The following is a 23,047-nucleotide window of genomic DNA, read 5'->3' on the forward strand; positions in this document are numbered from 1 at the left end:
CTCGGCAGCCAGGCGGGCATGGACGTAAGTTGAAAGGTCAAGATGAACATAGGATTAACAACTCACGGTGCAGGTTTGGCGGATGCCTTTTTTTCACCGCGCACCGATAACGCGATGCGTTCGGCAGTACCTATGGGGATTTCTCCTACCACCGTCACCATCATTTCGCCATCGACGGTATTCAGACGCCGGGACACTGCGACGGTCGGGCCCAGCTGCGTTCGAGCTTCCGTGACACTGCCATCGCTGATCGGCTCCAGAAACACCGAGAACCGTGCCAGGCCGTCGTCATACATCATGCTGTCGACGATGGCTTTGGTGTGGACATCCTTTCGCGCACTAGTGCGGGTGAGCTGAAACCCCGGCGGCAACCAATCCAAACGCCATATGTGGGTGGGCTGCACCTCAGGCGCACTGCTATTAGCCAGGGCAATGGGCGTGCAGTCCTTACTCGGCTGCAAGTTGCGATCATCCGGCTGGACCGAGGTGTTCAAGCGCGTGAACTGGAATCGCTCCAGCAGTTGCCCTTGGTCGTTAAGCAGCAGGGATTTGAGCGCGAGTGCGGTTTCGCGATCCAGATGCAACTCGAACCCATACCGGTATTGGTCACGCGGTGTAACGGCCACAATCACAGCATTACGACCAGCCACACGGGATTTTCCGATGACGGCCAGTTCATAAAATTGATTGAGTTTTTGCGGATCAAGCGCGCGCGAAGGTGCATCGCGGGAATTCCCAAGCCCGGGCACTAAAGTGCCGCTTACGCATTGGGTACGGCCATCCTCTCGCACGACTTCCTGGGCAGAGCCATCGAGCTGCAAAAGGCGCTCTCTGACTTGACCGTTCTGGACACGATGCCAGATGTCATGAGTGGAAAAACTGCCATTACGTTCATAGACGAACGTACCTTCAAAACTTTGGGTCTGCTCTGCACGCCCAAGTCGATTAAGCCAGTCCTGCGCTTCATCGGCATGGGCGGGGAGTACAAACCAACCACTGATCAACAGCGTAAGGAGCGGTATGGCGCGCATAAAGCTCCTTAACGGTTCAACGGTTTTCCAGGCTTGCAGCGCGAGCGTATGGCAGAGCACTTTCAGTGCCTTTCAAGGCCGATTCCTGAGCGTGTTGGCGCAGGTAACCTGGAAGACGCTGATCCTGCCAGCCGGATTGCCCCTGAAGCACGCCGTTAGCCATCGGGCCGGTCGTGTCGGAGCTTTCCTTGTAGCCGGCAAGTACGGCCGGACCTTTGACCTGCGGGCCAGCCATAACCGGCTGCTGGGTCTGCTGGGCCAATTCGGCACCGGCAATTTCGTCCTGGTTGTACAGGCGAACACCCGCCAGCACGGCAACAGTTACCGAGGCTGCCACTGCAAGGCGACCCAGGCTACGCCAAGGACCACGAGCAGCTTTAGCCGGAACGGCTTCATCAGCCAGCGCGGCAGAAACAGCCGCAGCAATATCCAGACGAGGGATTAGAAGATCCTTGTGCATCACCGCCCGAGCGACTTGGTAACGAGACCAGGTATCACGGGTTTCGGCATCATCAAATGCGTTGAGCACTCGACGAAGTTCCAGTTCATCCGCTTCGTTATCCATCACTGCGGACAGCGATTCCTGCAGGGCATCACGACTCATGGCGGTTCCTCTCTTGGCTGTCGCCGCTGTCTTTAGTTTTCCTGCAACAACGGTTGCAAGGCTTTGTCGATGGCTTCCCGGGCCCGGAAAATCCGTGACCTTACAGTCCCCACCGGACATTGCATGACGCTCGCAATGTCTTCGTAACTCAGACCATCGAATTCACGTAAAGTTAATGCGGTACGCAAATCTTCCGGCAGTTGCTGAATTGTGCGATGAACGGTTCCTTCGATCTCGTCGCGCAGCAATGCACGCTCCGGCGACTCGAGATCTTTGAGGCCGTGATCACCATCATAAAACTCAGCATCTTCTGAACTTACATCGCTATCCGGTGGGCGGCGGCCGCGAGACACCAGATAGTTTTTCGCCGTGTTAATGGCGATTCGGTACAGCCACGTATAAAACGCACTGTCACCGCGAAAATTGCCGAGTGCACGGTAAGCCTTGATAAAAGCTTCCTGTGCAACGTCCTGCGCTTCATGGGTGTCGTGCACAAACCGCACGATCAACCCGAGAATTTTGTGCTGGTATTTCAGCACTAGCAGATCAAATGCTCGCTTGTCGCCGCGTTGTACGCGCTCAACCAGCTGCTGATCCTCTTCCTGGGTTAGCATGAACACTCCTCGTAGTACTTGAAGGAGGCTTGCATAACTAAACGATCAGGCTTGCAAACATAGACTCGGTCTTTTCGCAAAAGTTCTCCCCCTCCAAGCAAGTTTCCGGCATGCACTGATTTGGCACACACGAAAAACGCAGCGCGGGTAACGCCGGCTGCGCGAATAATCTTGTCGTCGGTTTTCTGACGCGTCCAATGCTCCCGACGGGCCAATAAACTCAACGTTTTCCCAGCTTTCGGGCAACCTGCTATTGAGTCGGGAGCCATGCAAAAAGTTCCCGATTCGATAACCGGCTGATTATACCCAAGCCACGCACCGTAATCTCATATTGCCACGCATGCCTGGCTATTGTGCCGGTCCCCCCCTCTATATACTAGTGGGCCGTGTGACCCTTTGATTCGCCGATCCCGGCGTTCTGTCAGCGCCACCCTTGCGGATCGCTTTTTGCGGAATCCTATAAATGAGCCAACAGTTTCAACACGATGTTCTGGTGATTGGCAGCGGCGCAGCCGGATTGAGCCTTGCCCTGACCCTGCCGAGCCACCTGCGCATCGCGGTGCTGAGCAAAGGCGACCTGGCCAACGGCTCGACATTCTGGGCCCAAGGCGGCGTGGCGGCGGTTCTGGATGACGCCGACACTGTGCAGTCCCACGTCGAAGACACCCTCAACGCCGGCGGCGGCCTGTGCGACGAGGACGCGGTGCGCTTCACCGTCGAGCACAGCCGCGAAGCGATCCAATGGCTGATCGACCAGGGCGTTCCCTTCACCCGTGACGAGCACGCACGCGCCGACGACGGCGGCTTCGAGTTCCACCTGACACGTGAAGGCGGCCATAGCCACCGGCGCATCATCCACGCCGCCGATGCAACCGGCGCAGCCATTTTCAAGACCCTGCTCGACCAGGCTCGACAGCGCCCGAACATCGAACTGCTGGAGCAGCGCGTCGCGGTCGACCTGATCACCGAAAAGCGCCTGGGCCTGGACGGCGAACGCTGCCTTGGCGCCTACGTGCTCAACCGCGGCAGCGGCGAGGTCGACACCTATGGCGCGCGCTTCACCATCCTCGCCTCGGGTGGCGCAGCCAAGGTCTACCTCTATACCAGCAACCCCGACGGCGCCTGCGGCGACGGCATCGCCATGGCCTGGCGCTCGGGCTGCCGGGTGGCCAACCTGGAATTCAACCAGTTTCACCCCACCTGCCTGTATCACCCGCAGGCCAAAAGCTTTCTGATCACCGAAGCCCTGCGTGGCGAAGGCGCACACTTGAAACTGCCGAACGGCGAACGCTTCATGCAGCGTTTCGACCCGCGCGCCGAACTGGCACCGCGCGATATCGTCGCACGCGCCATCGACCATGAAATGAAGCGCCTGGGCATCGACTGTGTGTATCTGGACATCAGCCACAAGCCTGAAGCATTCATCAAGACCCACTTCCCCACCGTCTACGAACGCTGCCTGACCTTCAATATCGACATCACCCAAGGCCCGATCCCGGTAGTGCCTGCCGCGCACTACACCTGCGGCGGCATAATGGTCGACCAGCATGGCCGCACCGATGTGCCGGGCCTGTATGCGATTGGCGAGACCAGCTTCACCGGCCTGCATGGCGCCAATCGCATGGCCAGCAACTCGCTGCTTGAATGCTTCGTCTACGCGCGTTCGGCGGCGGCGGACATACTCGAGCAGTTGCCGCGAATCCCGGTGCCGGCCGCCCTGCCCCGCTGGGACGCCAGCCAGGTCACCGACTCGGATGAAGACGTGATCATTGCCCACAACTGGGACGAGTTGCGGCGTTTCATGTGGGACTATGTGGGGATCGTGCGCACCAATAAGCGCCTGCAGCGCGCGCAGCACCGAGTGCGCTTGCTGCTCGATGAAATCGACGAGTTCTACAGCAACTATAAGGTCAGCCGCGACCTGATCGAGCTGCGCAACCTGGCCCAGGTCGCCGAGCTGATGATCCGCTGCGCCATGGAGCGCAAGGAAAGCCGAGGCCTGCATTACACCCTCGACTACCCGCAGATGCTGCCGGAGGCCCGCGACACTATCCTGGTGCCAACCACCTACGGCGGCTGAACTTCAGGCGTACCCGCAGGCGCCGGTGCGTATCGGCGGCCTGCGAATCCCTCGGCACGCAGATCGAACGCGACCACCATTGCCCGCGCACGCGATAGCGCAGCACCACGATCGGTGGCAGTGCCAGGCTGTCGGGGCGCAACTGCACGGCGTGCCAGCCACGCTGTTCACTGAACAACTGCCAACCCTCTTCATCTCGGCGCAGGCCGCAGACCGATGAAGGATGGGTTAACAGAATATGTCTGGGCAGCACCCAACCCGCATGCGCAAGGCACAGCAGCATGCAAAGGCTTGAAAATGGCACATCCACTGCCGACAAGGCACCCAGCGCGAACACCTGGGCAAGCAAATACGCCACCAGCAGCCTGCGCGAAGGCTGCCAGCGGCATTCGAAACGGTTACTTGGGCTGGACACGGTCCAGGATCATCCGAACCATGCGCTGCAGTTCCGGATCGTCCGACTCGGCGCGCTCCATGAACCAGCCGAACATATCCTGGTCCTCGCATTCCAGCAGTCGCACATACACCTTGCGATCCACCTCATTGAGCGTGGAATAAACCTCTTTGACGAATGGCACCAGCAACACGTCCAGCTCAAGCATGCCGCGACGGCTGTGCCAATAGAGGCGATTGAGTTCTACATCTTCGACCATGGAGCGCTCCTCAAATAGAGCGCAAGTATACAGGCCCGACGGCAGCGCAACAGTCGGCTTTGGTCGTGCTCCCACGGAAACTATCCATTTGCCGGGCGCCCCTCTATGATGCACCCAAGACTTTTTGACCTGCGATGACCCATGGCCGACTCTGCTTTTTTCTGCCCCCTGTCCCACGAAGGCGTTCTTGCCGTGCGCGGTGCCGACGCTGCCAAATTCCTGCAGGGCCAATTGACCTGCAACCTCAACTATCTGAGCGACACCCAGGCCAGCCTGGGCGCGCGCTGCACACAAAAAGGGCGCATGCAGTCCAGCTTTCGCATCCTGCTGCAAGGCGACGGTGTGCTGTTGGCGATGGCCACCGAGCTGCTGGAACCGCAACTGGCCGATCTGAAGAAATACGCGGTGTTCTCCAAATCCAAGCTCACCGACGAAAGCGCCGCGTGGGCACGCCTGGGCCTGTACAACGCGGATTCAACCCTGGCCAGCCTCGGGCTTGAACTGCCGGCCGACACCGACAGCGTTGCCCGCAACGAACACTTGATCGCGATTCGCGTGTCACCTGATCGCAGCGAACTCTGGGTGCCGGCGGAACAGGCCGACGCGGTACATGGCCAGTTGAGTGCGCAATTGAAAGAAGCCGATCTGAACGAGTGGCTACTGGGCCAGATCCGTGCCGGTATCGGCCAGGTCATGCCCCAGACCCGCGAGTTGTTCATCCCGCAGATGCTTAACCTGCAAGCCGTCGGTGGCGTGAGTTTCAAGAAAGGCTGCTACACCGGCCAGGAAATCGTCGCGCGCATGCAGTACCTGGGCAAACTCAAGCGCCGCCTGTACCGCTTGAGCCTTGAATCGACGCAAATGCCCGAGCCAGGCACCCCGCTGTTTTCGCCCAGCCATAACAGTTCGATCGGTGAGGTGGTAATCGCGGCCAATGCGGGTCCGGTGATTGAACTTCTGGCCGTATTGCAAGCCGAAGCTGCCGATAGTGGCGATGTGCATTTAGGCACGCTCGAAGGCCCCGGCCTGCAACTGCTTGACTTACCCTACACGCTGGACCGCGATCGAGAGATCCAGCGTTAGTCGCCGTACTTTTTTGCAACACCCTAGAGAACATGAATGAACAAGCTGGCGGAAAAAGTCCAACAGGCTTTGGTCACGGCCATCGAAAACGATGACCTGGTTCTGCCGACATTACCGGAAGTGGCCCTGAATATTCGCAAGGCCGCCGAGGACCCGGAAATCAGCATCAGCCACTTGAGCAAAGTGATCGGTCGCGATACCGCCCTGTCCGCACGCTTGATCAAAGTGGTCAACAGTCCGCTGCTGCGCGCCACCCAGGAAGTCACCGACCTGCACACCGCCATCACACGGCTGGGCACCAACTACAGCAGCAACCTGGCGATCGGCCTGGTGATGGAGCAGATTTTTCATGCCCGCTCTGAAACGGTCGATCAGAAAATGCGTGAAGTGTGGCGCCGCAGCCTGGAAGTAGCCGGCGTGAGTTACGCCTTGTGTCGCAGCCACAGCCAGCTCAAGCCGGACCAGGCAGCGCTTGGCGGTCTGGTGCACCAGATCGGCGTGCTGCCGATCCTGACCTACGCCGAAGATCACTACGAGTTGCTGTCCGACCCGGTCAGCCTCAACCACCTGATCGACACTATCCATCCAGCCTTGGGTGATAAATTGCTCGGCCGCTGGGACTTTCCGGAGATGCTGGCGAAACTGCCCGGCCAATACCTGAACCTTGAACGCGACTCCAGCCGCCTTGACTACATCGACCTGGTGCAGTTGGCGGTGCTGTATTGCTATCGCGGCACCGATCACCCACTGGCAGGCGTGGTGGTTTCCGAAGTGCCGGCGATGAAAAAGCTCAAGGTCGACCCCTACAGCGACCGCCTGCGCGCGGAGCTCGATGAAGCACGCTCGATGTTCTACTGATCAACCGGCGATAAAACTCACCCTTACTTTCAGCCCCGCGCGCTCGCCATCGTGCAGGCTGATCTGGGCCAGATGCGCCCGGCAGATTTCCCCGACAATCGCCAAGCCCAGGCCCGAACCCATGCCCTGCTGACTGCGCCGGTAGAAGCGTTCGAACACCCGCTCCCGCTCATCCTGCGGGATCCCCGGGCCGTCGTCCTCCACCTCCAGTACCGCCGGTGCCGTCACCCGCAGGATTACATTGCCACCGGGCGGCGTGTGCGCCAGGGCGTTGTCCACCAGGTTGCTCAGCAGTTCGTTCAACAGCGTTGGCTCGCCGCGCAACCACACCGGCTCATCGGCTTCCAATGCCAGCGCCACGCCACGCGCATGGGCCAGGGGCGCCATCGCCATCCCCAACTCACGGGCCAACTGGCTCAGATCCAACAACTGCGCGCCGCCTTCTGCAATTGCCCGTGCGCCGTTCTCGATACGCGCAAGAGACAGCAATTGATTAGCCAGATGGGTCAGGCGATCAGTGCCCTGCGCAGCGGTTTCCAACGTGCTGCGCCAGGTGGCCGGGTCTTCGGCGCGCAGGCCCAACTCCAGGCGCGCCTTGAGCGCGGCCAAAGGGGTGCGCAGTTCGTGTGACGCATCGGCGATAAACTGTGCCTGGCGTTCGAACTGCCCGCGCAGGCGCTCGGTAAAGTGGTTGAGCGAACTGACCAACGGGCCGAATTCGTGCTGCACTTCCACCAATGGCAGCGGCCGCAGATCGTCGGGCTGGCGTTCTTCCACGGCCTTGCGCAGACGCTCCAGCGGGCGCAGCGCGGCGCTCACGGCAAACCACACCAGGAGCAACGCGCCGACCGCCAGCATGCCCAGGCGCAGCAGCGTATCGGCCATCAAACTGCGAGCCATGCTGACGCGGGCTTCGTCGGTTTCGGCCACACGGATTTCCGCCATGCCGTTCATGTTCGGCTCGGACACCGCCTTGAGCAGGCTCACCACCCGTACTTCCTGGCCCTGATACTTGGCGTTGTAGAACCGCGCCAGCGCCGGGTAATCATCGGTGCGCGGCGTGCCGGGAGGCGGACCGGGCAGGTTCTCGTAGCCGGAGATCAGCTTGCGATCAATGTCGTTGACCTGGTAATAAATGCGCCCGGCACTGTCGTAGGCGAACGTGTCCAGGGCCACATAGGGCACATTGGCGCTGAGGGTGCCGTCCACCTGGGTCAGGCCTGCGGCGATGGTGCGCGCCGACGCGAGCAACGTGCGGTCGTAAGCGGTATCGGCGGCTTCGCGGCCGTTCCAGTAGGCACTCATGCCGCTGGCCAGCATCAACAATACGAGCAACAGGGCCAGGTTCCACACCAGGCGCCAGCGCAGGCTGCTGGGCTTATGCATCGCGAGCTTCCAAGAGGTAGCCGAGGCCGCGGAAAGTCACAATGGCGATGGGTTGGCCATCGAGCTTCTTGCGCAGGCGATGCACATAGATTTCGATTGCATCGGGGCTGGCCTCCTCGTCCAGGCCAAAGACCTGCGAAGCCAGTTGCTCCTTGCTCATCACCCGGCCCGGGCGCGCGATCAGCGCTTCGAGCACCGCCTGCTCGCGGGAGGTCAACGTCAGCAGTTCGCCACCCAGCGTGAAGCGCCGGGTATCCAGGTCATACACCAGTACGCCGCAGGCCTGCTGACGCTCGCCGCCCAGCACGCTGCGGCGCAACAGGGCCTTGACCCGCGCCTCCAGCTCCGTCAGCTCAAAGGGTTTGGCCAAGTAGTCGTCTGCGCCCAGGTTGAGGCCATGCACGCGGTCCTTCACGTCGCTGCGCGCGGTCAGCATCAACACCGGCAGGTTTTTCCCACGGGCCCGCAAGCGTGCGAGCACCTCGAAACCATCCATGCGCGGCAGCCCCACATCCAGGATCGCGACCGCGTAATCCTCGCTGCTCAAGGCCAGGTCCGCGGCCACGCCGTCATGCAGCACGTCGACCGTCAGACCCGTGCTCTTGAGCGCCTGGGCCACACTGTCGGCAAGTTGCAAATGGTCTTCAACCAGAAGGACACGCATGGTTTTCTGCCTCGTTCAGGGGTGGTCGACGCCACGCTTTGGCGGGGAGTTTACAGGCGCCCGAGGCCCTGTGAAGCCCGGAAACATTGAAAGACTGCTGAAAGGTTAGTGAAAGCTTCGCCCATTAGCATCCAGCTCACGGTGAGCCTTGCCCACCCAGTTGCCCAAGCCGCAGCGCCCGCAAAACGCCTCGATGCGTTTTCGTCACAATAAGAACAATAACGGAGTGCACAACCATGCTGTCGACACAGCGCCAGAACCGCCCGCCTGTTCGTTTTCCTCGCTTGAACCACGCCGCCCTCGCCGGCGTTATTTCGTCGTTCAGCCAAACCGTCGTCCTCGAAGACCGCGGCACGGCCGCTGATGCGGATGAAGTGCGCCTGCTGGACCGCAAAGGCGCCGCACGCTGATAAGCAGTGCCTGGTAGTAGAACCTCATAACAAAAAAGACGGAGATACCCATGACTCTTTCATTGCGTAAATTGGCCCTCGCCGCCGGCTGCATGCTGTTCGCCGGCCAACTGCTGGCCGCCGACGAGCCCAAGCGTCCGGAATGTATCGCCCCCGCCTCCCCCGGCGGCGGTTTCGACCTGACCTGCAAACTGGCGCAAAGCGCACTGGTCAACGAGAAACTGCTGACCAAACCCATGCGCGTGACCTACATGCCCGGCGGCGTTGGCGCGGTGGCCTACAACGCCGTGGTCGCCCAGCGCCCGGCGGATGCCGGCACCCTGGTGGCCTGGTCCAGCGGCTCGCTGCTGAACCTGGCCCAGGGCAAGTTCGGGCGTTTCGACGAAAGCGCCGTGCGTTGGCTGGCCGCGGTTGGCACCAGCTACGGGGCCATCGCAGTGAAAAGCGATTCGCCCTACAAGACCCTCGACGACCTGGTTCAAGCCCTGAAGAAAGATCCAGGCAGCGTGGTAATCGGTTCCGGCGGCACCGTCGGCAGCCAGGACTGGATGCAAACCGCCCTGATCGCCAAGGCCGCCGGGATCAACCCGCGCGAGCTGCGCTATGTGGCCCTTGAAGGCGGCGGTGAAATCGCCACCGCGCTGCTCGGTGGCCACATTCAGGTGGGCAGTACCGACATCTCCGACTCAATGCCCCACATCCTCAGCGGCGACATGCGCCTGCTGGCGGTGTTCTCCGAGCAGCGCCTGGACGAGCCGGAAATGAAAGACATCCCAACCGCCAAGGAGCAAGGCTACGACATCGTGTGGCCAGTGGTGCGCGGCTTCTACCTCGGGCCTAAAGTCAGCGATGCCGATTACGCCTGGTGGAAAGACGCCTTCGACAAACTGCTGGCGTCCGAAGAGTTCGCCAAGCTGCGTGACCAGCGCGAGCTGTTCCCGTTCGCCATGACCGGCCCGGAGCTGGACACCTATGTGAAGAAACAGGTGGCTGACTACAAAGTGCTGGCCAAAGAGTTCGGCCTGATTCAGTAAACGCCCCTCTGTCGCGCGGCCATGCCTGGCAAACCCCAGGCATGGCCCAGGAGTTCACCATGCTCTTACAACGCATATTCGCCGCCGCGCTGCTGCTGGCCTGCGCCGGCCTGGCGCTGATGGCCTGGCCATATCAGGCGTCGTTTTCCTACGAACCCGTAGGGCCTCGCGCCTACCCGTTGCTGATGCTCGGGCTGATGAGCCTGGCGCTGATCTACATGCTGTTCCGCCCGCAACCAACCAAGCACACCGAAGAAGAACCGGCGCTGGATCGCGAAACCCTGGTCAAGATCGGTTTCTGCGTGGCGCTGCTGATTGTGTTCGCCGCCACCTTCGAACCATTGGGCTTCATCCTCAGCAGCATGCTGATCGGCATCCCCATGGCGCGCCTGTACGGCGGTCGCTGGGTGCCCAGCATCGTGATCGTCACCTTGATGGCCATCGGGCTGTACCTGCTGTTCGATAAAGCCATGGATGTGCCGCTGCCCCTCGGCCTGCTCGACGTTCTGGAGAACTGATATGGATACTTTCGGCTACTTGGGCCAGGGCTTCGGCGTGGCGCTGTCTCCTTACAACCTGGTGACCGCCCTGTGCGGCACCTTAATCGGTACCGTGGTCGGCCTGCTGCCGGGCCTGGGCCCGATCAACGGCGTGGCGCTGTTGATCCCCATCGCCTTCGCCCTGGGCCTGCCGCCGGAATCGGCGCTGATCCTGCTGGCGGCGGTGTACCTGGGCTGCGAATACGGCGGCCGGATCAGCTCGATCCTGCTCAACATTCCGGGCGAGGCCTCCACCGTAATGACCACCCTCGACGGCTACCCGATGGCCCGTAAGGGCCTGGCCGGTGTGGCGCTGTCGCTGTCGGCGTGGAGTTCGTTCATCGGTGCGTTTATCGCCACCTGTGGCATGGTGCTGTTTGCGCCGTTGCTGGCCAAGTGGGCGATTGCCTTCGGCCCGGCGGAATATTTCGTCCTGATGGTGTTCGCGATTGTGTGCCTGGGCGGCATGGCCGGCGACAAGCCGTTGAAGACCTTTGTCGCGGCATTGATCGGGCTGTTCCTCTCGGCGGTGGGCATCGACGCCAACAGCGGCGTGTACCGTTTTACCGGCGATAACATTCACCTCACCGACGGCATCCAGTTCGTCGTGTTGGTGCTGGGCCTGTTCTCCATCAGTGAGATCCTGTTGCTGCTGGAAAAAACCCACCGTGGCCAGGAAGCGGTCAAGGCCACCGGACGCATGATGTTCAACGTCAAGGAAGCGGCGTCGGTGTTCGTGGTGAACATCCGCTGCGGTCTGCTGGGTTTCATCATGGGCGTGTTGCCGGGTGCCGGCGCAACCCTGGCCTCGGCCGTGGCCTACATGACTGAGAAACGCATGGCCGGCGCCAGCGGCAAGTTCGGCCAGGGCGATATGCGCGGCCTCGCCGCCCCGGAAACCGCAATCGGTGCCTCCGCCTGCGGCGCTCTGGTGCCGATGCTGACGCTGGGCGTGCCCGGTTCGGGCACCACGGCGGTGATGATCGGCGCACTGTCGCTGTACAACATCACCCCCGGCCCGCTGTTGTTCCAACAGCAACCGGACATCGTCTGGGGCCTGATCGCCTCGTTGTTTATCGCCAACATCATGCTGGTGATCCTCAACATCCCAATGATCCGTCTCTTCACGCGCATCCTCGCCGTGCCGAACTGGGCGCTGGTGCCGGTGATTGCGATTATTACCGCGATCGGTGTGTACGCGGTGCATGCCACCACGTTCGACCTGTTCCTGATGGTCGGGATCGGCATCTTCGGCTATATCCTGCGCAAGCTGGACTTCCCGCTGTCGCCGGTGCTGCTGGGCTTTATCCTCGGTGGCCTGATGGAGCAGAACCTGCGCCGCGCGCTGTCGATCTCCAACGGTGCGCTGGAGATTCTGTGGTCGAGCCCGATCACCTTCGGTGTCTGGGTGCTGACGGCGTTTATGCTGGTCTTTCCGCTGATCCGCATCTACCGCAAACGCGCCCTGCAGCGTCGCGCCGTGGCCGATGTCTGAGGTCACCTTTAAACAGTGGTGGGGAACGCCGCTGGTCGGCCTGGCCGGCGGTTACCTGGCCAGCCTGATCGGCTGGCCGTTGCCGTACATGGTCGGCTCGTTGCTGGCGATCATTCTGGTGCGCTGCCTCACGCCGTGGCAGTTGGCGGAGATTCCCGGCGGGCGCAAATGCGGCCAGTGGGTAGTGGGGATCGGCATCGGCCTGCACTTCACCCCGGTGGTGATCGAGCAGGTGATGAGCCACTTCGGCCTGATCTTCTTCGGCGCGCTGGTCACCAGCCTGTCGAGCGTGGTGGGCGTGTGGCTGATGCGCCGCAGCGGTGAAGACCGCGCCACCGCGTTTTTCTCCAGCATGCCGGGCGGGTCCGGTGAGATGGTCAACCTCGGCGCACGCAATGGCGCGGTGCTCAGCCGTGTCGCGGCGGGGCAGAGTCTGCGCGTGCTGGCGGTAGTGCTGTGCGTACCGGCGATCTTCAAGTATTTGCTGGGGGGCGGCGCGCCGCAGTTTCATCCGGCACCGGTGAGTTGGGCGTGGCTGGCGTTGCTGTTTCCACTCGGGGCTCTGGTGGCCTGGGGTTGGCAGCGCCTGCGTCAGCCAAACCCGTGGTTGTTCGGCCCGTTATTGGTCAGTGCGACCGCCAGCGTTGTCTGGGATTTGCATATCGGCCTGCCCGACGGCGGCAGCCAGATTGGCCAATGGCTGATCGGCAGCGGCCTAGGCTGCCATTTCAACCGCCAGTTCTTCCGTCGCGCCCCATCGTTCATGGCCCGCACCTTGATCGGCACCGCCCTGACCATGGTACTGGCGACGCTGGCGGCCGTGGGCCTGAGCGCCCTCACCCACTTGGACCTGCGCTCGCTGACCCTGGGCATGATGCCCGGAGGCATTGCCGAGATGAGCCTCACGGCCGAGACCTTGCAACTGTCGGTGCCGCTGGTGACCGCGATGCAGGTGATGCGCTTGTTGCTTGTGTTGTTCCTGGCCGAGCCATTGTTCAGGCGGTGGAATCGTCAGCCGGAAACACTCTAGACCCTCCCCGTTTTTAGCAGGCCTGGCCTTAAAGAGGCGGCAGGCGCCACTCAATCGGCGTCTCGCCGTTCTGCTCGAGAAACTTGTTGGCGCGGCTGAAATGCCCGCAGCCGATAAACCCCCGGTACGCCGACAGCGGCGACGGATGCACCGACGTCAACACCAGGTGCTTGGTGGCGTCGATCAGCTTCTGCTTGCTCTGCGCATGGGCGCCCCACAACAGGAATACCAGGTGCGGCTGGTGCTCGCTGACCACCTCGATGATCCGATCGGTAAAAAACTGCCAGCCCTTACCCGCATGGGCATTGGCGTTGGCGCGCTCCACGGTCATGGTGGTGTTGAGCATCAGCACGCCTTGGTCGGCCCAGCTCTGCAGATAACCGTGGTTGGGGATGTCGATGTTCAGGTCGCGCTTGAGTTCTTTATAGATATTGACCAACGACGGCGGCGCCGGCACGCCCGGTTGCACCGAGAAGCACAGACCATGGGCCTGGCCAGGTCCGTGGTAGGGGTCCTGGCCGAGTATCACCACCTTGACCTTGTCCAGGGGCGTCGAATTGAGCGCATTGAATATCAGCGGGCCGGGCGGGTAGATCTCTTTGCCGGCGGCATGCTCCTGGCGCAGGAATTCGCGCAACTGGGCCATGTAGGGCTTGTCGAACTCGTCGCGCAGGGCGTCTTTCCAGCTGGGTTCGAGTTTGATGCGGTCGCCGTCGGTCATCGTTGAAGTGTCTTGTAAAAAAAGAATGAGGCGAACCCTAGGAAAGCCGACTCCGCTTGTCAATTGATCTGACACACCACCGGCACTTTCCCACCAAAGGATCATACTGATCCTTCACTTTCTCGATTGAGGTCACGATGAATCTGCACTTTGAAGAACTGACCGGCAGCGGCGGCGCCCGTATCGGCATCGCCAGCCTCGACGCGGAAAAAACGCTCAATGCCCTCTCCCTGCCGATGATTCTGGCCCTTGGCGACCGCCTGGAAGCGTGGGCCAAAGACCCGCAAATCGTCTGTGTGTTGCTGCGCGGCAATGGCCCCAAAGCGTTCTGCGCCGGTGGCGAAGTACGCAGCCTGGCCCAGGCGTGCCTTGAGCACCCAGGTGAAGTGCCCGCGCTGGGCGCGCAGTTTTTCGCCGCTGAATATCGCCTCGACTATCGCCTGCACACCTATCCCAAACCGCTGATCTGTTGGGGCCATGGCTACGTGCTGGGCGGCGGCATGGGCCTGCTGCAAAGCGCGGCGGTGCGTATCGTCACGCCGAGCAGCCGGCTGGCCATGCCGGAAATCAGCATCGGCCTGTACCCGGATGTAGGCGCCAGTTGGTTCCTGTCGCGCCTGCCGGGCAAACTCGGTGTGTTCCTGGGCCTGACCGGTGCGCATATCAATGGGCGTGATGCCCTGGACCTGGGGCTGGCCGACCGTTTTCTGCGCGATGACCAACAAGATCAGCTGGTCGAGGGCCTGTTGCAACTGAATTGGCAGGAACAGACCGCGATGCAACTCAACAGCCTGCTCAAGGCCCTGGCCCAGGAGGCGCAGGACCAACAGCCCGAAGCACAGTGGCTGCCGCGGCGTGCACAGATCGACGCCTGGCTGGACGTGGGCGATGTGCGCTGTGCATGGCGGGCCCTGAGTGCCCTGCGCGAGCATGCCGATCCGCTGTTCAACCGCGCCGGCAAGACATTGAGTGAAGGATGCCCGCTGACGGCGCATCTGGTGTGGGAACAGATCCAGCGCGCGCGTCATTTGTCCCTGGCTCAGGTGTTCCAGATGGAATACACCCTAAGCCTCAATTGCTGCCGCCACCCGGAGTTCGCCGAAGGGGTGCGGGCGCGGTTGATCGACAAGGATCAGACGCCCCATTGGCACTGGCCGGATATCAACACGGTGCCCGACGCCGTGGTGCAGGCGCATTTCAGCAAAGCGTGGGAAGGTAGGAATCCTCTGGCAGATCTTTCTGATTACTGACAGCTATCTTCGGAGTTGCTTTACGGTAAACGAGCAGTTGTCCGGCTGGCGGTCTTCACAGATGTACACGTCCCGGCCGAAGGGATCCTCGACCAGACGCCAGTGCGATGTCGCGGTCAGCGAAAAGCTGTAGGGGCCGTTCTTCGCGCTGTAGCGTAATGCGACCGACTGGCCGCGGTTAGTGCTGTAAATGCACTGTTCAAAATACCCCTCGTCGCGCGAGTCCCCCTCCTTCGGAATAAACACAGCGCCTACGAAACGCTCGACATAACCGTCGTACGGAACGCTGGGGCTGCGCCAGAGGGTCCGTCCATCAAGCGCCTGGAACCGGTTTTTTTCGTAGCGAACGGTCGATGGGTACGGGCACCCCTGCGCGGCGCTCGTCTGTATGACCGCACAGCTCAACAGCAGAAGTAGACAGGACATGGATCTGGTCAAAGGACGCCCCCAAAAGGCACTCACTATCCTGTGAGTGAAGGACATCCTGGGCAAAAAAGAAACCTGTTATAAATGACAGTCCCGATAAACGGTTGCAAAAAAAAGCGGCGCTCGATGCGCCGCTGCTCATTCAGGACCTTCAGCGGTGACCGCCGCGGCCTTGTCCATGATCACCTCGATGGCCGCGGTCGCCCCGGTCATAGCCACCATGCCCTCCACGATCGCCCCAACCCGGGTTTGGATAAGGCCGGTAGCCGGCGCGCGGGCCCGCAGGGTAATAGCGCGGTGCCGGCTGGTAGTAACGCGGGGCGGAGTAATAGCGCGGCGCAGGCGTGTAATAACGCGGTGCCGGATAGTAGTCGCGTCGGTATTGATACACCGAACCGCCACCGTAGTAGTACGCCGGTGCAGGTGAGGTGTAGACCTCGGAACGGTAATAGCTCTGGCCTCCATCGTAATAAGGCACGCAAGCGGTAAGGGTCAGACCGAGTAAAGCGCTGAGCAGCATTCGTCGATACATGGCGGCCTCCTGGACCGCGAGGGAGCACCTTCAGCGACGCTGAAGGGCGGCATTCAGCTTTCACCGAATGACGAAATATCTGACATCAAAAACGGAATCTGGTGCGTTCCGGCAACACATTGATACATCTATGTCGACCGGCGGCAAGGCCGCCGAAGCCACGTCGCCAGCGGCTCCCACGGCGGCTTCAGCTTTAACGTTTCAGTTAATTTTGAAACACCGAAACTCTTCGGCTTACGATGATGTCATTATGATGTCGCGCGACGCCAGGGAGGCTCTAGCGTGCATCCTTCGCTAACATCCCCGGATTCGAGCCATGAAAATTTCAACCAAGCTGCTGCTTTCATTTCTACTGTGTGCGCTGGTCACCCTTGGGGTCGGCCTGCTGGGTATCAAGGGGGTCGTTCGGCTCGCCACGGCGTTGGAACTGACGTTTTCCAACAACCTGGTGTCCGTGAGTAATACGGCGGCCACCCTTAATGGGCTGGTGGCGCACAACCGAGGTTTGTACCGCCTGATGGACGCCAGCCGAGGCGATGTGGCGCAGCAGGACCGTGACCGCGTACGCCAGGATATCGGCAATGAACTCAAGCGCAGCCAGGCCGCTTACGCCACCTACCGGGCAACCCCGCTGGAAGACGACGAACGGGCGGCCGGTGACAAGCTCGATCAGATCTGGCCAACCTACATCAGCAGTGCCGAACGCATCATGACGCTGCTCGACGGCGGCAAGATCGACCAGGCCCGCGTGGAGCTCAACACCACCAACAACGAGCTGTTCCGCCAGGCGCGGGAACTGATCCGCATAATCATCGATTCCAACAACCGCCAGATCAAGGAAGGCGCCATCGCTGCCGAGCAACTGCGCGACAGCGCGTTGACGTGGATGATCAGCGGCATCGTCCTGGCCTTTATCATCGCCATCAGCGTGGGCGTGCTGATCACCCGTCTGATCACGCGCCCCATCGCACAGGCGGTACAGAGCGCCCAGCGCATTGCCGACGGCGACCTCACCCACGCCATTCTCACCGAGCGCACCGACGAAGCCGGGCAACTGTTGATGGCGCTGTCCGACATGCAGGGCGGCCTGAAAAGCACCCTGGTGGAAATTGCCAATGCGGCTGATCAACTGGCCTCGGCCGCCGAAGAGTTGAGCGCGGTCACCGATGAAAGCAGCCGCGGCCTGACCCGCCAGAACGATGAGATCCAACAGGCGGCCACCGCCGTAAACCAGATGACCGCCGCAGTGGACGAAGTGGCGAGCAACGCCGTATCGACCTCGCAAGCCTCGCACCAGGCCACCACCGAAGCCGAGGAGGGTCGCCAGCAAGTGGAACAGGCGGTGTCGGGCATGTCGTCGATGGTGCTGGAGATCAACGATTCGACGCAATCGGTCGCCGACCTGGCCAACCAGGTGCGCGAAATCGGCAAGGTGATCGACGTAATCCGCAGCATCGCCGACCAGACCAATCTGCTGGCCCTCAATGCTGCGATCGAAGCGGCGCGCGCCGGCGAGCAAGGCCGTGGTTTTGCCGTGGTTGCCGACGAAGTACGCGCGTTGGCCCATCGCACCCAGACGTCCACGGTCGATATCGAAAAAATGATCGGCGAAGTACAGGTCGGTGCCGATGGCGCGGTGGCGGCGATGAACAAGAGCCTGACCTGGGCCAATAACACCCAGACCCTGGCGCAGAGTGCCGGTGAAGCGCTGCAGCGCATCACCGCCAGCGTGGCGAGGATCAACGAGCGCAACCTGGTGATCGCTTCGGCTTCCGAGGAGCAGGCCCAAGTGGCCCGTGAAGTGGATCGCAACCTGCTCAATATCCAGGACCTGTCCACCCAGACCGCGGCCGGTGCGCACCAGACCAACGCCTCCAGCCAGGACCTGTCGCGCCTGGCCACCTCCTTCAATGTGCTGGTGAGCAAGTTCAAGCTCTGAGTAGCCGACGCAAGGTCGGCCCTGTATCGTGCAAGGCACGCCGGAATTGACCGGCTCCTTGCCCGATACCGTCTGAACCCACCGATGACCACGCCCACCCTCTGCCCCGCCTGTGGTGCCCGCAACGACTGCGCCCTGGCCGACCCACGCCGCGTTGACCAGCCCTGCTGGTGTTACAGCGTCACCATCGATCCGGCAGTGCTCCAAGCCTTGCCCGATGCACTGCGCAACCAGGCCTGCCTGTGCCCGCGCTGCGCCCAGGTCGACCAGCAACTGCGCGACGCCGGCCCGTCCTGATGCGTGTCGATCGTTTCCTCAGCAACCTGCCGCGCTTCAATCGCCAGCAAGTGCGCCTGCTGCTGGTGGAACGCCGGATCAGCGTCGACGGCGTGGCCGTCAGCGATCCCCATCATGACGTGCGCGAATTCAGCCGGGTGTGCGTGGACGGGCAAGTGCTGCAGGCGGGCAGACCGGCGCGTTATTTCATGCTGCACAAGCCCAAGGGTTGCGTGAGTGCGACGGCGGACGCCCGACATCCGACCGTGCTCGACTGGCTGGACGAGCCGGATAAAGGCGAGCTGCATATCGCCGGGCGGCTGGACTTCAATACCACCGGTTTGCTGGTGATCACCAACGACGGCCAATGGTCGCGCCGCCTGACGCAACCGCAGACCAAGTTGCCCAAGGTGTATCGGGTCCACACCCAACAGGACATCGGCCCTGAGTACGCGGCGACGTTCGCCGCCGGCCTGTACTTTGCTTTCGAAGACCTCACCACCCAGCCCGCCGAGCTGGTGTTGCTGGGACCGAGGATTGCACGCTTGAGCATCGTCGAAGGCCGCTACCATCAGGTCAAACGGATGTTCGGGCATTTCGATAATAAAGTGATCGATCTGCACCGCGAGCGCATGGGGCCGCTGGAGCTGGATGCGACGCTCGCGCCGGGCGAGTATCGGGCATTGACCGACGCGGAAATCCGCCAGGTCTGACCACCGTTCAGCCGGTGCAGGCAAAAACCGGTTCGAGCGCCTTGCGGCATCCCGGGTCTGCTGCTTGAATCACCACGTCAGCCGCACTATGACTGATGAGTCGCCTATAACCTCCAAGACCTACCTTGCCCCGCCCGCGCTTGATCCACGGGCCTTCCAGGCAAACCGCCCGCCATAACAACACCCGCCGGCCAGCCGTTATCGGACCGACATGGGCCCTCCTTTTCCAGGCGTATGCCTGCCTGTCACAAAGCGCGTGCAGAGTGTTCTGCGCGCCCTACCCGCTTGCCAGGAGTCTTACGACATGAGGCCAGAAATCGCTGTGCTGGATATACAGGGTCAGTATCGGGTTTACACGGAGTTCTATCGCGCGGACGCTGCTGAAAAGACCATCATCCTGGTCAACGGCTCGATGGCCACCACGGCATCCTTCGCCCAAACCGTGAAAAGCCTGCACCCGCAGTTCAATGTGGTTTTGTACGACCAGCCCTACGCCGGCCGCTCCAAGATCCACAACCGCCATGAGCATATGCTGACGAAGGACGTTGAAGGCCAGATCCTGCTGGAGCTGATCGACCATTTCGCCGCCGAACACGTGCTGTCGTTTTCCTGGGGCGGCGCCGCCACCCTGGTGGCCCTCGCCCAGCGCCCGCGCCGGGTGGAAAAGGCCGTGATCAGCTCGTTCTCACCGGTGATCAACGCGCCCATGCGCGACTACCTCGAACGCGGCGTCGACTACCTGGGCAACCTGGACCGCGATCGCGTCGGCCATCTGGTCAATACCACCATCGGCAAACACCTGCCGTCGTTGTTCAAGCGCTTCAACTACAAGCACGTGAGCAGCCTGGCCGAGCATGAATACGGGCAAATGCATTTCCACATCAGCCAGGTACTGAACAGCGATCGACTGTGCTACCTCAAGGCCGCCAGGCAAATCGATATACCGGTGCTGTTCGTCAACGGCGAATGGGACGAGTACACCAGCGCCGAAGACGCCAGGCAGTTCGGGCACTACGTGCCCCACAGCAGCTTCAGCGTCATCCAGGCCACCGGGCACTTCCTGGACATGGAGCACAAGGCGGCATGCAGGGACAGCCGTGAAGCCGTGGTGGGCTTCTTGACACACACACGCCGCCCCAGCCGCTTGCGCTATGACCAGGGCCAGACCCAGCACGCCTTCGCGCTGTGAAACACAGGCTCAGTGCTGGCTTACGGTGACGAGCGAACCGGCTCGCCACCGTAAGCCAGCACGCGCATTGAGTGCGTTCGCCGGATCGGCCACTGCGCGCAACCCGTACATTTCCCAAAGAAAAACTTCAAATCCCGGCGCACATCTGGTACAAAGTCAGCCGCTCTGAGCGGGTGTCGTATAATGGCATTACTCCAGCTTCCCAAGCTGATAACGAGGGTTCGATTCCCTTCACCCGCTCCACTCAAATGTGCTTCCCGTCACGCAGTTACCGACGGGAACGCTTGAAAAACCGGTCCTTGGTGGCCGGTTTTTTTATGCATGCGATTCAGCCATCACAGCGCTTGGTCACTCCGCTGCTTGCCGCAAAAACCTGTACAAATTTATATTTTTGTACAAGTATTACGCCCTATCGGGGTGTCTTTCCCCGCACGTTCATGGAGTGAGAGCATGGCGCGTCTGTTGGTTTCACTGTGGCTGGTGCTAAGCCTGTGCAGTTGCACCGGCGTGGGGGTCGATCACTATGCCGACCAGCAACCCACCCTGGACCTGAAGCGATTCTTCAGTAAACCGGTCAAGGCCTGGGGCATCTTTGAGAAGCGTTCGGGGGAAGTGGTCAAGCGCTTTGAAGTGCAGATCGACAGCCGCCGTGAAGGCGAGCAGTTGATTCTCGACGAGCGCTTTGTGTACAGCGATGGCACGCGCCAGCGTCGGGTGTGGACACTGACCCCGGATGGCCCGGGCCATTGGCGCGGGCGCGCCGGAGATGTAGTCGGCGAGGCCATCGGCGAAGTGGCGGGGAATGCGCTGCGCTGGCGCTACCGCCTCAACCTGCCGGTGGACGGTTCGGTGTATGAGGTCAGCTTCGACGACTGGATGTACCTGATGGACGAAGACACACTGATCAACCGTTCGAGCATGTCCAAGTTCGGTGTCGAGTGGGGCCAGGTCACGTTGTTTTTCCGTCGCCAATAAAGCGCTTGTCGTGCCTTTCGACAGGCTTGGGGTGAATGATGAATAAGCAAATGCTGTCGGATCGGGCTGCAAAAGGTGAAGTCCGCGAGCTGCAACTGCTGTCGCTGGAAGGCGGTTTCTATGTGGCGCGCATCCGCTTTGACCATGGGGAAGCGACGCTGCTGGGAGAGGATGGCCAGCCGCTGCGCATCCGCTCTACCACGCACCTGCGTGACCTGCTGCTGGGCGTGACGCCCTTCCCCTGTGTGCTGGTGCAACAGTGCGCACATGACGAGATGTGCGGGGTCCGCGATGGGCCCATCGCAGCGTTGCGCGTGCCGTTTTCGCTGGGCGCCACGTTTTGAGGGCCTTTCAGCCGATCAATGCGATGAGCGGCCAGAAACGCAGCGGCGGGAAGCGGGTGGATACTCAGTAAAATCCGAATGCGCGCGAGGGTTCACTATAGTGATGATGACCATCCCTTGAGCCTGAGCGCGGAATGACGCATGCCTGGATACGCCCCAACCACTCCCCGCCACATCCGGCGTCAAGTCATCGGCTGGGTGTTGGTGTTGCCCTTGCTGGTGTCGTTTTTGCGGCTGCCATTCCCATTCGGGCTGTTGCTGGGGCTGGGCAGCATCGCTGCCTCGGCCTATGGCGTGTGGTTCGCCAGCCGCCATGCCAGCCGGCGCGTGACCCTGTTCGCGCTGATCGTCACCGTGTTCAATGCCTTTTCGTTGTTCATGTTGGGGACTGCATCCTTGCTCAAGGTGCCGTATCTGATCGCCTGGTATTACTGGTACGAGTACCACGCCAGCTGGGTTTATGGGTACTTCTAACGGCTGGGAATTGCACCGCAAGAAACGTAGTTTTCACTGAGGCGGGCGGCACTAGAATGGGCCTGTCGCTTTTAACCCCACCCAGTCGAGGACACCGCTCATGCCCTGCCACTACAAGCTTATGCCCTCGCCCGTTGGCGTGCTCACTCTGGTGGCGCGCGATGACAAACTCGCTGCCATCCTCTGGGAAACCGAGCGCGCCAACCGCGTCCGACTGGGGCAGTTGAATGAGGCCAATGACAGCCCGGTACTGCTGGAGACCGAACGTCAACTGACCGAGTACTTCGCCGGCAGGCGCAACAGGTTCGAGCTGGAACTGGACTTCACCGGCACCGTTTTCCAGAAGCTGGTGTGGCAGGCGCTGCTGACTATCCCCTTCGGCGAAACCCGTAGTTACAGTGAGATCGCCCAGCAGATCGGCAACCCGAAAGCCGTGCGTGCCGTGGGCGCGGCGAATGGGCGCAACCCGATCTCAATCATCGCGCCCTGCCATCGCGTCATCGGCGCGTCCGGCGGGCTGACCGGGTTCGCCGGAGGGCTGCAAGCCAAACAGTATCTGCTGGCGCTGGAAGGCACTGGTCAGGCGGGGCTGCTTTTTTAATGGCTGGTTTTTTCGAAGGTATCGGCGGACTTGAACATTCATCTCGTCCGCCTGCGTATTTGTAAAAAGAAATTTCAAAGCTCAGCTGCGGTCAGTTTATTCATCACCCACTTCTTTGAGGAAAAC

The 23,047-nt window shown here is 61.3% G+C and carries 27 protein-coding genes, 1 tRNA gene and 1 pseudogene; 19 read left to right on the forward strand and 10 right to left on the reverse strand.

Annotated elements, in window-relative coordinates; all coding sequences use genetic code 11:
• Positions 1-62: 62 nt before the first annotated feature.
• Genes QRN10_RS15100 through rpoE form a run of 3 tightly spaced genes read right to left on the reverse strand, consistent with a single transcriptional unit; the run spans position 63 to position 2,249 of the window.
• Positions 63-1,031 (reverse strand): MucB/RseB C-terminal domain-containing protein, encoded by a 969-nt coding sequence (locus QRN10_RS15100; RefSeq protein ID WP_253511151.1) that lies wholly within the window; start codon positions 1,029-1,031, stop codon positions 63-65.
• Positions 1,032-1,047: 16 nt separating this feature from the next.
• Positions 1,048-1,635, reverse strand: coding sequence for a sigma-E factor negative regulatory protein (locus tag QRN10_RS15105; protein WP_003172479.1), 588 nt, complete (start codon positions 1,633-1,635; stop codon positions 1,048-1,050).
• Positions 1,636-1,667: 32 nt separating this feature from the next.
• Positions 1,668-2,249 (reverse strand): RNA polymerase sigma factor RpoE/AlgU, encoded by a 582-nt coding sequence (rpoE, locus tag QRN10_RS15110; protein ID WP_003172477.1) that lies wholly within the window; start codon positions 2,247-2,249, stop codon positions 1,668-1,670.
• A 463-nt stretch (positions 2,250-2,712) separates the two neighbouring features.
• On the opposite strand from rpoE, the gene nadB reads away from it, so the two are divergent.
• A complete protein-coding gene (nadB, locus tag QRN10_RS15115) occupies positions 2,713-4,329 on the forward strand; it encodes an L-aspartate oxidase (protein WP_253511148.1) in 1,617 nt (538 codons plus the stop codon).
• Here the strand turns inward: nadB and QRN10_RS15120 are convergent.
• Together QRN10_RS15120 and QRN10_RS15125 are read right to left on the reverse strand one after the other, a co-directional pair.
• Positions 4,298-4,744 (reverse strand): protein YgfX, encoded by a 447-nt coding sequence (locus tag QRN10_RS15120; RefSeq protein WP_285428642.1) that lies wholly within the window; start codon positions 4,742-4,744, stop codon positions 4,298-4,300. The two genes, nadB and QRN10_RS15120, sit on opposite strands and share 32 nt — an antisense overlap.
• On the reverse strand, positions 4,728-4,982 hold the full coding sequence (locus tag QRN10_RS15125; RefSeq protein ID WP_034096390.1) for an FAD assembly factor SdhE: 255 nt from the start codon (positions 4,980-4,982) through the stop codon (positions 4,728-4,730). Before QRN10_RS15125 ends, QRN10_RS15120 begins: the two co-directional genes overlap by 17 nt.
• Positions 4,983-5,123: 141 nt before the next feature.
• On the opposite strand from QRN10_RS15125, the gene ygfZ reads away from it, so the two are divergent.
• Positions 5,124-6,065 carry a CAF17-like 4Fe-4S cluster assembly/insertion protein YgfZ gene (gene ygfZ, locus QRN10_RS15130; protein WP_266248392.1) on the forward strand — a complete coding sequence of 314 codons (942 nt, stop codon included), beginning with the start codon at positions 5,124-5,126 and terminating at the stop codon, positions 6,063-6,065.
• 36 nt (positions 6,066-6,101) lie between these two features.
• Entirely contained in the window at positions 6,102-6,923 is an 822-nt protein-coding gene (locus tag QRN10_RS15135; protein WP_266248390.1) for an HDOD domain-containing protein, read from the forward strand.
• Here QRN10_RS15135 and tctE read toward each other — a convergent pair whose 3' ends face one another.
• Both tctE and tctD read right to left on the reverse strand, forming a co-directional pair.
• Positions 6,924-8,309: a two-component system sensor histidine kinase TctE gene (gene tctE, locus QRN10_RS15140; protein WP_285428643.1), complete on the reverse strand. Its 1,386-nt coding sequence runs from the start codon at positions 8,307-8,309 to the stop codon at positions 6,924-6,926.
• Positions 8,302-8,973, reverse strand: coding sequence for a two-component system response regulator TctD (gene tctD, locus QRN10_RS15145; protein WP_181081110.1), 672 nt, complete (start codon positions 8,971-8,973; stop codon positions 8,302-8,304). Before tctD ends, tctE begins: the two co-directional genes overlap by 8 nt.
• 236 nt (positions 8,974-9,209) lie before the next feature.
• Between tctD and QRN10_RS15150 the strand changes: the two genes are divergently transcribed.
• Genes QRN10_RS15150 through QRN10_RS15170 form a run of 5 tightly spaced genes read left to right on the forward strand, consistent with a single transcriptional unit; the run spans position 9,210 to position 13,481 of the window.
• The gene (locus QRN10_RS15150) at positions 9,210-9,383 is read left to right on the forward strand and encodes a hypothetical protein (protein WP_181081111.1); all 174 of its coding nucleotides are present in this window, start codon (positions 9,210-9,212) and stop codon (positions 9,381-9,383) included.
• A 44-nt stretch (positions 9,384-9,427) separates the two neighbouring features.
• A complete protein-coding gene (locus QRN10_RS15155) occupies positions 9,428-10,417 on the forward strand; it encodes a Bug family tripartite tricarboxylate transporter substrate binding protein (protein ID WP_181081147.1) in 990 nt (329 codons plus the stop codon).
• A gap of 59 nt (positions 10,418-10,476) precedes the next feature.
• Entirely contained in the window at positions 10,477-10,935 is a 459-nt protein-coding gene (locus QRN10_RS15160; protein WP_181081112.1) for a tripartite tricarboxylate transporter TctB family protein, read from the forward strand.
• Position 10,936: 1 nt separating this feature from the next.
• Positions 10,937-12,451 (forward strand): tripartite tricarboxylate transporter permease, encoded by a 1,515-nt coding sequence (locus QRN10_RS15165; RefSeq protein ID WP_181081113.1) that lies wholly within the window; start codon positions 10,937-10,939, stop codon positions 12,449-12,451.
• Positions 12,444-13,481, forward strand: a complete 1,038-nt coding sequence (locus tag QRN10_RS15170) for an AbrB family transcriptional regulator (protein ID WP_285428644.1) — start codon at positions 12,444-12,446, stop codon at positions 13,479-13,481. The genes QRN10_RS15165 and QRN10_RS15170 overlap by 8 nt, the downstream gene beginning before the upstream one ends.
• Positions 13,482-13,509: 28 nt before the next feature.
• Here the strand turns inward: QRN10_RS15170 and ung are convergent, their stop codons facing one another.
• Positions 13,510-14,202 carry a uracil-DNA glycosylase gene (gene ung / locus QRN10_RS15175; protein WP_253511132.1) on the reverse strand — a complete coding sequence of 231 codons (693 nt, stop codon included), beginning with the start codon at positions 14,200-14,202 and terminating at the stop codon, positions 13,510-13,512.
• A gap of 137 nt (positions 14,203-14,339) precedes the next feature.
• Between ung and dspII the strand changes: the two genes are divergently transcribed.
• Complete coding sequence (dspII, locus tag QRN10_RS15180; protein ID WP_266248379.1) at positions 14,340-15,452, forward strand: enoyl-CoA hydratase/isomerase DspII; 1,113 nt, start codon at positions 14,340-14,342, stop codon at positions 15,450-15,452.
• Between the two features lie 3 nt (positions 15,453-15,455).
• Here dspII and QRN10_RS15185 read toward each other — a convergent pair whose 3' ends face one another.
• Complete coding sequence (locus QRN10_RS15185; protein WP_181081118.1) at positions 15,456-15,878, reverse strand: DUF3757 domain-containing protein; 423 nt, start codon at positions 15,876-15,878, stop codon at positions 15,456-15,458.
• A 151-nt stretch (positions 15,879-16,029) separates the two neighbouring features.
• Positions 16,030-16,410: a hypothetical protein gene (locus QRN10_RS15190; protein ID WP_181081119.1), complete on the reverse strand. Its 381-nt coding sequence runs from the start codon at positions 16,408-16,410 to the stop codon at positions 16,030-16,032.
• Between the two features lie 316 nt (positions 16,411-16,726).
• Here QRN10_RS15190 and QRN10_RS25330 point away from each other — a divergent pair.
• The 10 genes and pseudogenes from QRN10_RS25330 to QRN10_RS15235 form a co-directional block, all read left to right on the forward strand.
• Positions 16,727-17,491: pseudogene (locus tag QRN10_RS25330) on the forward strand (MCP four helix bundle domain-containing protein); the annotation flags it as partial.
• Entirely contained in the window at positions 17,486-18,349 is an 864-nt protein-coding gene (locus tag QRN10_RS25335) for a methyl-accepting chemotaxis protein (protein WP_409523076.1), read from the forward strand. The pseudogene QRN10_RS25330 and the gene QRN10_RS25335, both read left to right, overlap by 6 nt.
• 84 nt (positions 18,350-18,433) lie before the next feature.
• On the forward strand, positions 18,434-18,646 hold the full coding sequence (locus QRN10_RS15200; protein ID WP_181081121.1) for a cysteine-rich CWC family protein: 213 nt from the start codon (positions 18,434-18,436) through the stop codon (positions 18,644-18,646).
• Positions 18,646-19,338 (forward strand): pseudouridine synthase, encoded by a 693-nt coding sequence (locus QRN10_RS15205; protein WP_181081122.1) that lies wholly within the window; start codon positions 18,646-18,648, stop codon positions 19,336-19,338. The genes QRN10_RS15200 and QRN10_RS15205 overlap by 1 nt, the downstream gene beginning before the upstream one ends.
• Positions 19,339-19,642: 304 nt before the next feature.
• Positions 19,643-20,527 (forward strand): alpha/beta fold hydrolase, encoded by an 885-nt coding sequence (locus tag QRN10_RS15210; protein WP_285428646.1) that lies wholly within the window; start codon positions 19,643-19,645, stop codon positions 20,525-20,527.
• A 169-nt stretch (positions 20,528-20,696) separates the two neighbouring features.
• Positions 20,697-20,770: transfer RNA gene (locus QRN10_RS15215), tRNA-Gly, on the forward strand.
• Positions 20,771-20,977: 207 nt separating this feature from the next.
• On the forward strand, positions 20,978-21,502 hold the full coding sequence (locus tag QRN10_RS15220; protein ID WP_181081124.1) for a DUF3833 domain-containing protein: 525 nt from the start codon (positions 20,978-20,980) through the stop codon (positions 21,500-21,502).
• A 38-nt stretch (positions 21,503-21,540) separates the two neighbouring features.
• Positions 21,541-21,846, forward strand: a complete 306-nt coding sequence (locus QRN10_RS15225; protein ID WP_181081125.1) for a DUF6482 family protein — start codon at positions 21,541-21,543, stop codon at positions 21,844-21,846.
• Positions 21,847-21,987: 141 nt separating this feature from the next.
• Positions 21,988-22,320, forward strand: a complete 333-nt coding sequence (locus QRN10_RS15230; RefSeq protein ID WP_181081126.1) for a hypothetical protein — start codon at positions 21,988-21,990, stop codon at positions 22,318-22,320.
• Between the two features lie 100 nt (positions 22,321-22,420).
• Complete coding sequence (locus QRN10_RS15235; RefSeq protein ID WP_285428648.1) at positions 22,421-22,921, forward strand: methylated-DNA--[protein]-cysteine S-methyltransferase; 501 nt, start codon at positions 22,421-22,423, stop codon at positions 22,919-22,921.
• The last annotated feature ends 126 nt before the right edge of the window (positions 22,922-23,047 follow it).

Origin of the sequence: Pseudomonas sp. lyk4-R2A-8 (assembly GCF_030209095.1) — a bacterium.
Taxonomy (GTDB): domain Bacteria; phylum Pseudomonadota; class Gammaproteobacteria; order Pseudomonadales; family Pseudomonadaceae; genus Aquipseudomonas; species Aquipseudomonas quebecensis.